This is a genomic window from Burkholderia sp. 3C, from assembly GCF_054589155.1.
Map to the genome: position 1 here is coordinate 448,477 of NZ_BAAILN010000044.1, position 10,314 is coordinate 458,790.

A 10,314-nucleotide genomic window follows, 5' to 3' on the forward strand; every position below is an offset into this window, starting at 1 on the left:
CGCGTTCGCGGCCAGCCAGCGCTGACACTGCGCCAGCGCCTGCGGATGCGCGCAGACGCGCTTCACGCCGTCGAGCGTGCCGGCCCGCGACATCAAATTGTGATGAATCGGCAGCGACAGCTCGCCGCCGATCAGCAGTTGCGTATGCAGCAGCAGGTCGAGCGTGCGCGACACCGCGCCTTCGGACGAATTCTCGACCGGCACGATGCCGAACTCCGACGCGCCGGCTTCGACACCGCGGAACACCTCGTCGATCGACGGACACGGCAGCCCTTCGATCGACTGGCCGAAATACTCGAACATCGCCTGTTCGCTGTAGGTGCCGATCGGCCCGAGGAACGAGACGTGGATGGTTTTTTCGAGCGCGCGGCTGGCGGCCATGATCTCGCGCCAGATCGCATTGATGTGCTCACCGGCCAGCGGGCCCGCGCTCATGTCCTGCAGACGCGCGATCACCTGCTGCTCGCGCTCGGGGCGAAACACCGGCGCGTTGAATTCCTTCTTGACTTCGCCGACTTCGAGCGCAACTGCAGCGCGCTGGTTCAGCAGCGCGATCAGTTGCGTATCGATCGCATCGATGCGCTCGCGCAGCGGTTTGAGGCGGGAATTGAGTTCGTCGTCCATGCTCGTTAGGCTTGCTTGATGAACGCTGGCGGCCTCAGGCCTGCGAGCGCTCGAAATCCTTCATGTACTCGACGAGCGCCTGGACGCCCGCGAGCGGCACCGCGTTGTAGATCGACGCCCGCATGCCGCCAACGGACTTGTGGCCCTTGAGCTGCAGCAGCCCGCGCGCTTTCGCGCCGGCAAGGAAATCTTCGTTACGCGTTTCGTCGGCGAGAAAGAACGGCACGTTCATGCGCGAGCGCGCGCCCTTCTCGACCTTGTTCAGATAGAAACTGCTCGAATCGATGGTGTCGTACAGCAGCGCCGCCTTCTCGACGTTGCGCGCCTCGATCGCGGTGAGGCCGCCCTGCGCCTTCAGCCACTTGAACACGAGGCCGGCGATGTAGATCGCGTAGGTGGGCGGCGTGTTGTACATCGAATTGTTGGCGGCGACCGTCTTCCATTCGAACGCGGACGGGCACACCGGCAACGCGCGATCGAGCAGGTCGTCGCGCACGATCACGAGCGTGACGCCGGCCATGCCGATGTTCTTTTGCGCGCCGCCGAACAGCGCGCCGTACTTCGAGACATCCATCGGGCGCGACAGGATATGCGAGGAGACATCGGCGACGAGCGGCACGCGGCCGGTGTCGGGAATGTCGAACGTCTCGACGCCGTCGATCGTTTCGTTGCTGCACAGATGCACGTAGGCCGGATCGGCCGACATCTGCCATTCCGAGAAGGCCGGCACACGCGTGAAGCCGTCTTCGGTGCGACCGGTTGCAGCCAGATGCGGCGTGCCGTATTTCTGCGCTTCCTTGAACGACTTCTGCGACCACGAGCCGGTCACGACGAAATCGACCGTCTGCCGCGCGCCGAGCAGGTTCATCGGCACGATGGCGTTTTCGGCGATCCCGCCGCCCTGCAGGAACAACACGCGGTAATTGCTCGGGATGGCGAGCAGCTCGCGCACGTCGGCCAGCGCCGCTTCGTGGATCGACGTGAATTCACGGCCGCGATGGCTCATTTCCATCACGCTCATGCCGCTGCCGTTCCAGTCGAGCATCTCGTCGGCCGCTTGACGCAGCACGTCCTCGGGCATGGCCGCGGGGCCGGCGGAGAAATTAAACACGCGCATCGTAAACCTCGGGAGAAGCACGGCGCGCCCGGATGAGGCCGGATACCGCGCCGGAAAAGGAATGGCCGCTTGCGCTCGCGCGCAAACGGCCATTATCGCACCGACATTGCCGCCCCGCCAAACCGACACGGGTGCGCCGGCGGGGGCGAAACGCGTGCTTACTTGCCCGGCTTGACCGACGCGACTTCCTTGTCGGCCTGGTCGCGGGTCGCCTTGATCGCTTGCGGCATGTACTTTTGCATCAGACCGTTGACGACATCGCGGCCAACCTGGTCCTGGACCTGGATGAACTTGCGGCCCGTCGGGCTCTTGTAGAACGTCGTCAGATCCTTGATTTCCGAGGTGCTGTAGTACTTCGCATAGGCGTCGTACTGAGCTTGTATCGCGTCGCTCTTGAAGTTTTGCGTGTCGAACACCTTGCCTGCGCCGTCAACCAGCTTTTGCACTGCGTTCTTTTGCAGCGTCGGGACAGCAGCCTGCTTTTGTGCGTCGGTCAGCGTCTTGTTCTCCGACAGCGCGTCCGACAGGATCGCCGGAACGAGCTGCTTCGATTGCATTTCCGCGCTGTTCGCGATCGCGCCGACCAGCTTCGGTGCATCGATGGCGCTCAGCAGGTCGGAAATAGCCGCCTTCTTGTCAGCGTCGATCGGGGCCGGAGCAGCCGAAGCAGCCGGCGCCTGGCTCGACAGCGATTGCGCCATGGCGAACGTCGGCACGATGGCTGCCAGCAGGACCAGTTGCTTGAATTGTTTTTGCATCATCACTCCCTCTTGGAAATATGAACGATAGTTGCACCGCCGGGACCGGCTGCCTTGCAGCGCGCTCCCGACGGCCGGCAGCCGCTGGATCAGGCCTCGTCGCCTTCGGAATCCGGTGCGTCTTCCGCGTCGATTTCAGTGTCCGCGTCCGCCTCGGCGATCTGCTGCAAGCCCGACAGCCTGGTGCCCTCATCGAGACTGATGAGTGTAACACCTTGCGTGGCGCGCCCCATCTCGCGGATCTCCGACACGCGCGTGCGAATCAGCACGCCCGCGGTGGTGATCAGCATGATTTCGCTTTCCGGCTCGACCAGCGTCGCGGCGACCACCTTGCCGTTGCGCTCGGAGGTCTGGATCGCGATCATGCCCTTCGTGCCGCGGCCATGACGCGTGTATTCGGTGATCGGCGTGCGCTTGCCGAAACCGTTTTCCGTGGCGGTCAGCACCGATTGCTCTTCGCCGCCGGCCACCAGCATCGCGATGACCTGCTGGCCATCCTCGAGCTGCATGCCGCGCACGCCGCGCGCCTCGCGGCCCATCGGACGCACGTCGTTTTCGTCGAAGCGCACCGCCTTGCCCGAATCGGAGAACAGCATGACGTCGTGCTCGCCATCGGTGATCGCCGCGCCGATCAGGAAATCGCCTTCGTCGAGGCCGACCGCGATGATGCCCTTCTTCAGCGGACGGCTGAACGCTTCGAGCGGCGTCTTCTTGACGGTGCCGAGCGAGGTGCCCATAAACACGAACTTGTCGGCCGAGAATTCGCGCACCGGCAGCACGACGTTGATCTTCTCGCCGTCCTGCAGCGGGAACATGTTGACGATCGGGCGGCCGCGCGCGTTGCGCGAGCCTTGCGGCACTTCGTAGACCTTGACCCAGTACACGCGGCCGCGATTCGAGAAGCACAGGATGTAATCGTGTGTGTTCGCGATGAACAGCGTCTCGATCCAGTCGTCTTCCTTCATCTGCGTGGCCTGCTTGCCGCGACCGCCGCGCTTCTGCGCACGGTATTCGGACAGCGGCTGCGACTTCACGTAGCCGGCGTGCGACATGGTCACGACCATGTCCTGCGGCGTGATCAGATCCTCGGTGTTCAGCTCGGTGGCATTCAGTTCGATGCGCGAGCGGCGTGCATCGCCGAACTCCGCCTTCACGGCCGTCAGCTCTTCGACGATGATCGCGGTGATCCGCTCGGGGCGAGCCAGGATGTCGAGCAGGTCGGCGATCTGGGACATCACCTCGCGGTACTCGCCGATGATCTTGTCCTGTTCGAGGCCGGTCAGGCGCTGCAGACGCATCTGCAGAATTTCCTGAGCCTGCGTTTCGGACAGGTGGTACTGGCCGTCCGCCTGCATCCCGAAGCTCGGGTTCAGCCCTTCCGGACGGTAGGCCTCGCGACCGCCGGCCGCGGCGTTGTCGGTTTCGGCGCGCGCCAGCATCTCGCGCACCAGCGACGAATCCCACGAACGCGCCATCAGTTCCTGGCGGGCGATCGGCGGCGTCGGCGCAGCCTTGATCAGCTCGATGAAATCGTCGATGTTGGCCAGCGCGACGGCCAGGCCTTCAAGCACGTGGCCACGCTCGCGCGCCTTGCGCAGTTCGTAGATGGTGCGCCGCGTCAGCACCTCGCGGCGATGCGCGAGGAAGCAGACCAGCATCTCCTTGAGGTTCAGCAGCTTCGGCTGGCCGTCGACGAGCGCGACCATGTTCATGCCGAAGGTGTCCTGGAGCTGCGTGGACTTGTAGAGGTTGTTCAGCACGACCTCGGGCACTTCACCGCGCTTCAGTTCGAGCACGGCGCGCATGCCGCTCTTGTCGGACTCGTCGCGGATGTCCGAAATGCCTTCGAGCTTCTTCTCGTTGACGAGCTCGGCGATGCGCTCGAGCAGCGAGCGCTTGTTCACCTGGTACGGCAGCTCGTCGATGATGATCGCCATGCGCTGGCCGCGATCGATTTCCTCGAAGTGCGTGGCCGCGCGCATCACGACGCGGCCACGGCCCGTGCGATAGCCGTCGCGCACGCCGGCGACACCATAAATGATGCCGCGCGTCGGGAAATCCGGGGCCGGGATGATTTCGATCAGTTCGTCGATCGTGGCCTGCGGGTTGGCCAGCAGGAAATGGCAGGCGTCGACGACTTCGGACAGGTTGTGCGGCGGAATGTTGGTCGCCATGCCGACCGCGATGCCCGACGAGCCGTTGATCAGCAGGTTCGGCATGCGCGCGGGCAGAATGGTCGGCTCGCTTTCGCTGCCGTCGTAGTTCGCCGCGAAATCGACCGTTTCCTTGTCGATGTCGATCAGCAACTCGTGACCGATCTTCGCCATGCGGATTTCGGTGTAACGCATCGCGGCGGCATTGTCGCCATCGACCGAACCGAAATTGCCCTGGCCGTCGACCAGCATGTAGCGCAGCGAGAAATCCTGCGCCATCCGGACGATGGTTTCGTATACCGCGCTGTCGCCGTGCGGATGGTATTTACCGATCACGTCGCCGACGATACGCGCCGACTTCTTGTAGGCCCGGTTCCAGTCGTTGTTCAGTTCGTGCATCGCGAACAACACGCGCCGATGCACGGGCTTCAGGCCGTCGCGGACATCCGGGAGGGCACGTCCGACGATCACGCTCATCGCGTAATCGAGATACGAACGGCGCATTTCCTCCTCTAGGGAGATGGGCAGAGTCTCTTTGGCGAATTGATCCATGTATCCGTATCGTTTCGGAGCGAAGACGGGACCGCCTTTCGCGTAAACGCCGTGGTCACGACGCAACGTGCGATTCTATCATGCGGCAAAACCGCACCGAAACTCGCCACCCCCACTATATGTATATGGCGAAAATTCGCCGCAGCCTCGCAGCATGCCGGGGCCGGATCGAGCGGGTCCGCCGGACGGTCGGCACACCCCGTTTTTGCGGTTCGCCGCCGACACACCCGCGCCATCGCGCACGATCATCATCGTCCGTTTGCGCGCGGCCCCGAATGTGCAGGAAAAACGAAGATTGTGTCGAAAGCGTGTACCTCGAACAGGTTATTCTTGACAATTAGTGCAACATCCTGCAGCAGATGTTGCACAGGAACCACAACCCCGAAGGCCATCAATCCGATGGGGAGTTTTTTTTCGCCGGACGGGAACGATATGGCAAAATGCCGAAGCACTGACATTCAGACGCCGCCCCAAGGGAGCGGGGCCCCGTTTTTTGTGCCGCACCAATGCTATACTCCGAGCAATGTATGACTTGTCAACGTCATCAAGCTCGCAGTAAACCTGCGGTAATCTCAATTTCGAGAGGAGAAATATGAATAAATTTTCAAAGCTCGCGTTCATTGCAGCTACCGCAGTAGTGGCTGCATCCGCATCGGCCCAATCGGTGCCGGCATCGCGACAAGCCGTGAATGACAACTGGGTGAATGGCACGGGCGAGTACGTGTGGATGAACGGCACGAACGAGCTTTGCTGGCGCGATGCGTTCTGGACGCCGGCAACGGCAAACGCAAAGTGCGATGGCGCACTGGTGACGCAAGCCGCAGCGCCGACGCCGGTCCCGCCGGTTGTAGCACCGGCCATCACGAGCCAGAAGATCACGTATCAAGCCGATGCGCTGTTCGACTTCGACAAGGCAACGCTGAAGCCGCTGGGCAAGCAAAAGCTCGACGAGCTGGCTGCCAAGATCCAGGGCATGAACATCGAAGTCGTGGTCGCAACGGGCTACACGGACCGTATCGGTTCGGACAAGTACAACGACCGTCTGTCGCTGCGTCGCGCGCAAGCTGTCAAGTCGTACCTGGTCAGCAAGGGCGTCGAGTCGAGCAAGGTCTACACGGAAGGCAAGGGCAAGCGCAATCCGGTCACGACGGGTTGCAACCAACGCAACCGCAAGCAGCTCATCTCGTGCCTGGCTCCGGACCGCCGCGTGGAAGTCGAAGTGGTCGGTACGCAGCAAGTGCAGCAGTAAATGGGTCGGCAGTAACCTCTCGGGTTACCGCAGCCTTGAAGCCCCGCCTCGGCGGGGCTTTTTCATTGTGGCGCCCCGCCGCCGGCCACTTGCTGGCAGCCATGGCGCACCGCTTATATACTCGGGGCTCGCTCCCTCTACGCGTTATCCGCTTGACGACATGACCAACGCCGACCCGCACGAACTACAGAAATTCAGCGATCTCGCCCACAAGTGGTGGGATCCGAACGCCGAGTTCAAGCCGCTGCACGACCTCAACCCGGTGCGGCTGGGCTGGATCGACTCGCATGCACACCTGGCCGGCAAGCGCGTGCTCGACATCGGTTGCGGCGGCGGAATCCTGTCCGAATCGATGGCCGGCCTCGGCGCGCAGGTCAAAGGCATCGACCTGTCGATCGAAGCGCTCGGCGTGGCCGATCTGCACAGCCTCGAAAGCGGCGTGACGGTGGACTACGAAGCGATTGCCGCCGAAGCCATCGCCGAACGCGAACCGGGCAGCTACGACGTGGTGACCTGCATGGAAATGCTCGAGCACGTGCCGTCGCCGGCCGGCGTGGTGGCCGCCTGCTCGGCGCTCGTGAAGCCGGGCGGCTGGGTGTTCTTCTCCACGCTGAACCGCAACGTGAAGGCCTACCTGCTGGCCGTGATCGGCGCCGAATACATCGCCCAACTGCTGCCCAAGGGCACGCACGATTACGCGCGCTTCATCAAGCCGTCCGAGCTGGCCGGCTTCATCCGCGCCACCGACCTGCATATCGCGGAAATCCGTGGCATCACCTATCACCCGCTCGGCAAGCGCTTCTCGCTGTCGAACGATGCCGACGTGAACTATATCGTCGCCTGCCGCCGTCACGCGTAAGCGCCCATTCCGATTTCGTCCGACCGCATGAGCACGTCTCCCTCCCCGTCCGCCACGCCTGCCTTGCCGAATCTCGCCGCCTGCGATGCGGTGCTGTTCGATCTCGACGGCACGCTCGCCGATACCGCGCCCGATCTGGCCGGTGCCGTCCACAAGATGCAGCGCGAGCGCGGCCTGCCCGAAACGCCGCTCGACTTGCTGCGCCCGCTGGCCTCGGCCGGCGCGCGCGGGCTGCTGGGCGGCGGCTTCGGCATCAAGCCGGACGCGCCCGATTACGAGGCGATGCGCATCGAGTTCCTGGCCAATTACGCGGCCGCGATCTGCCTGAAGACCGTGCTGTTCCCCGGCATCGCCGCGTTGCTCGACGAACTCGATGCGCGCGGCGTGCGCTGGGGCATCGTGACCAACAAGGCCACGCGCCTGACCGAGCCGCTGGTGGCGCTGCTGGGGCTCACGCCGCGCGCGGCGTGCGTGGTCTGCGGCGATACCACCGCGCACGCGAAACCGCACCCGGCCCCGCTGCTGCATGCGGCCGGGCTGATGAACATCGCGCCGGAGCGGATCGTGTATGTGGGCGACGACCTGCGTGACATCCAGGCGGGCACGGCGGCCGGCATGGCCACCATCGCCGCCGCGTTCGGCTATTGCGGCGACGGCGTGGCGCCGGCCGACTGGCAGGCGCAGCATCTGGCCGCCACGACCGACGCGCTGCGCGAGCTTCTGCGCAATGTTGCGCTATAATGTCAGGTCCGTGGGGGCGACCTGGTTTCGACAGGGGTTGCGAAGCGGCTAGGGCATGTCGAGGACCCGTCACCTCGTTAATCAATGGGAAAATCGTAACTGCAAACGACGATACGTTCGCACTGGCAGCCTAACGGCCGCCGTCCTCTGCCTAGTTCACTGACGGGCTAGTGTCGCAAGACCGGTAGCAATACCGACAGAGGTCATTTACGTCAGTTAAGTCCTGCCGGCGCCACGACGGTAGGGTCGAAAATTTAGTGGATCGCCGTCTCGTAGCGTGTTCGTCCGCGACGTGGCGGTTAAATCAAAAGATAGAACTAAACATGTAGAACTGGTCGTGGACCGCTTCTGGACGCGGGTTCGATTCCCGCCGTCTCCACCACCCAACATCCCGGCTGTACCCGCAGCCCGCAGCAACAAAAAACCCGCGCAGCGTCAGGCTTCGCGGGTTTTTTATTGCGCATCGCCAGCGCGATGCGCGCCTCACTTGGCGCAGCTTGCCTCGTCGCGATTCACGACCTGGAGCATCGAGCGATCCGAGATCATCGCCGAGAGGCGATGCTGCTTGAGGTCGCGATTGAGCGTGACCAGCAGGTCGCCCTTGCGATAGATGTCGAGCTGCTCGCTCGCCGTGAGCTTGCGGCCGATCAGGCTCGGGTAATCGGCGTCCGGCAAGCGGGTGAAGCCTTCGGCGCGCAGGCGCTTGGCCACGCGCTCCGGGGCGCCGGCCGCATCGGCCAGGAAATACAGCAGCGCGCCGTTGCCCATCAGGCTTTTCGTCTGCGAATCCTCCATGCCGAACAGCGCCACGCCGAGCGCGTCGTCGCCGAAGATTCGGCAGCTCGGCCCCGATTTCGAACTCTGCAGATAAGCGCCGTAGTGCGGCGTGCAGGCGCTCTGGTTGGCCGGGTTGGCATCCTCGACGTCGTGCGGCAGCGCACGCAGCTCGGTCATGACGTCGCCGACGCGATGGTCCGACGTGAAACGGTCGAGGCCCGGGCAGTCTTGCCGCGAGGTCAGCGAGAAGCCGTAACCGGCCGCCGAGGCGGCATGCGCGGCGCAGCCGAGCGTTACCGCGAGGATCCACTTGTCGAAAGTCATCTGGCCTGTGTCGGGCGGGTGCGTGAGAAGGGCCGCGTATTGTCCGGGATTGGCGGGCGTCTGTCGATCCGTCGGCCGCGTCCCTCCCCGTCCACCGCGTGACGTCAGCCCGCCACGGCCTCCGGCTCCGCCTCCAGGCCGAACGTCTGCCGCAACACGGCCGCCGTTTCGTCGCGCCCGAGCGTGCGCTGCGTGACGACGCCATCCGCGATGGTCTTCAGCGAATCGCCGAACAGGATCGTGCGCCCGCGCGCGTCGAAGCGCACGACCACCAGCCGCTGCACGAACACCGCATCCGGATGCGTCGAATTCAGATGGTTGGCCGGTGCGAAATCGACCCACTCCTGTGGCGACAGATCGAACGCGTACTGGCTGGCCCACTCGCCGTTCACGAGCGCGCGCAGCAGGTAGCCGTCCGCGCCGGCATCGTCGAGCCGGAACGTATCGGCGTCCTGCGCGATCTCGATGCCGAGGCGATCGAGCCGCATCGGCGCGCGAATCCCGTAGCTGCCGAAACCGAGATCGCACAGCCAGTCGGCGCCGTCGACGGTCGCGACGACCGCCATGTGCGTCTTCGGCCGGCGCACCGGGTAGAACATCGGCCGCGCGGCGACGAAGCGATAAGGAATGCCGAGCGCGTCGAGCGCCATCGCAAACAGCCCGTTCACCTCGTAGCAATAGCCGCCGCGCCGCCGTTCGACGATCTTCTCGACGATTGCCTCCGGCACCAGCGACACATGGCGCCGCGCCTGCACGTCGAGGTTCTCGAACGGCACGGCGAACAATTGATGGCGCATCAGCGCGGCCAGCGTCGCGCTGTCGGCCGCCAACGGGCCGTGGTAGCCGATCCGGTCGACGTAGCGTGGCAAAGAGAAGTTGTCGGCTTTCATGATGGGGTCCTCGCGAGTCGCGCTGTCGGTGATGCCCGGCACCATGGCACCGGGAACGAGCACCGATGGTGTCACCCGCCCCCTCGTGCGCCTATACACAACAGCGCGCGATCTGTTACATAACAGATTCGCACGACCGCCACGCCACGCCCGACACCTCGACGATGCCCGACGCTTCCGCCCCGCTCCCGCTATATCAGCAACTCGGCCGGCAACTGCGCGACGGCATCGCGCAGGCCGGCCTCGCCGACGGCAGCCGCCTGCCGGCGG

General features: G+C 64.2%; 9 protein-coding genes and 1 other RNA gene. 4 read left to right on the forward strand and 6 right to left on the reverse strand.

Annotated features, from left to right (window positions below; genetic code table 11):
• The 4 genes from pheA to gyrA form a co-directional block, all read right to left on the reverse strand.
• A partial coding sequence (gene pheA, locus ACYP33_RS08415) for a chorismate mutase (protein WP_459620932.1) occupies positions 1-624 on the reverse strand: 624 nt, incomplete at its 3' end.
• A gap of 34 nt (positions 625-658) precedes the next feature.
• On the reverse strand, positions 659-1,741 hold the full coding sequence (gene serC / locus ACYP33_RS08420) for a 3-phosphoserine/phosphohydroxythreonine transaminase (RefSeq protein ID WP_459620933.1): 1,083 nt from the start codon (positions 1,739-1,741) through the stop codon (positions 659-661).
• Positions 1,742-1,899: 158 nt separating this feature from the next.
• A complete protein-coding gene (locus ACYP33_RS08425) occupies positions 1,900-2,499 on the reverse strand; it encodes a DUF2059 domain-containing protein (RefSeq protein WP_414451989.1) in 600 nt (199 codons plus the stop codon).
• An 89-nt stretch (positions 2,500-2,588) separates the two neighbouring features.
• Positions 2,589-5,204 (reverse strand): DNA gyrase subunit A, encoded by a 2,616-nt coding sequence (gyrA, locus tag ACYP33_RS08430; RefSeq protein WP_414444212.1) that lies wholly within the window; start codon positions 5,202-5,204, stop codon positions 2,589-2,591.
• Positions 5,205-5,796: 592 nt separating this feature from the next.
• On the opposite strand from gyrA, the gene ompA reads away from it, so the two are divergent.
• The 4 genes from ompA to ssrA all read left to right on the forward strand — a co-directional run bounded on the left by ompA (position 5,797) and on the right by ssrA (position 8,435).
• The gene (gene ompA, locus ACYP33_RS08435; protein WP_414450149.1) at positions 5,797-6,453 is read left to right on the forward strand and encodes an outer membrane protein OmpA; all 657 of its coding nucleotides are present in this window, start codon (positions 5,797-5,799) and stop codon (positions 6,451-6,453) included.
• Positions 6,454-6,613: 160 nt separating this feature from the next.
• Entirely contained in the window at positions 6,614-7,312 is a 699-nt protein-coding gene (gene ubiG / locus ACYP33_RS08440) for a bifunctional 2-polyprenyl-6-hydroxyphenol methylase/3-demethylubiquinol 3-O-methyltransferase UbiG (protein WP_459620936.1), read from the forward strand.
• 27 nt (positions 7,313-7,339) lie between these two features.
• Positions 7,340-8,053 carry a phosphoglycolate phosphatase gene (gph, locus tag ACYP33_RS08445; RefSeq protein WP_459620938.1) on the forward strand — a complete coding sequence of 238 codons (714 nt, stop codon included), beginning with the start codon at positions 7,340-7,342 and terminating at the stop codon, positions 8,051-8,053.
• A 12-nt stretch (positions 8,054-8,065) separates the two neighbouring features.
• Positions 8,066-8,435, forward strand: a transfer-messenger RNA (tmRNA) gene (gene ssrA, locus ACYP33_RS08450).
• 101 nt (positions 8,436-8,536) lie between these two features.
• On the opposite strand, the gene ACYP33_RS08455 is transcribed toward ssrA, so the two are convergent.
• Positions 8,537-9,154, reverse strand: coding sequence for a hypothetical protein (locus ACYP33_RS08455; RefSeq protein ID WP_459620939.1), 618 nt, complete (start codon positions 9,152-9,154; stop codon positions 8,537-8,539).
• Positions 9,155-9,258: 104 nt separating this feature from the next.
• Positions 9,259-10,044 (reverse strand): arylamine N-acetyltransferase family protein, encoded by a 786-nt coding sequence (locus ACYP33_RS08460; protein ID WP_459620941.1) that lies wholly within the window; start codon positions 10,042-10,044, stop codon positions 9,259-9,261.
• Positions 10,045-10,314 lie beyond the last annotated feature (270 nt).

Bases quoted from the DNA above. Each gene is read 5' to 3' on its own strand.
- serC (WP_459620933.1), bottom strand. From the start codon at position 1,741: ATGCGCGTGTTTAATTTCTCCGCCGGCCCCGCGGCCATGCCCGAGGAC.
- ACYP33_RS08425 (WP_414451989.1), bottom strand. From the start codon at position 2,499: ATGCAAAAACAATTCAAGCAACTGGTCCTGCTGGCAGCCATCGTGCCG.
- gyrA (WP_414444212.1), bottom strand. From the start codon at position 5,204: ATGGATCAATTCGCCAAAGAGACTCTGCCCATCTCCCTAGAGGAGGAA.
- ompA (WP_414450149.1), top strand. From the start codon at position 5,797: ATGAATAAATTTTCAAAGCTCGCGTTCATTGCAGCTACCGCAGTAGTG.
- ubiG (WP_459620936.1), top strand. From the start codon at position 6,614: ATGACCAACGCCGACCCGCACGAACTACAGAAATTCAGCGATCTCGCC.
- gph (WP_459620938.1), top strand. From the start codon at position 7,340: ATGAGCACGTCTCCCTCCCCGTCCGCCACGCCTGCCTTGCCGAATCTC.
- ACYP33_RS08455 (WP_459620939.1), bottom strand. From the start codon at position 9,154: ATGACTTTCGACAAGTGGATCCTCGCGGTAACGCTCGGCTGCGCCGCG.
- ACYP33_RS08460 (WP_459620941.1), bottom strand. From the start codon at position 10,044: ATGAAAGCCGACAACTTCTCTTTGCCACGCTACGTCGACCGGATCGGC.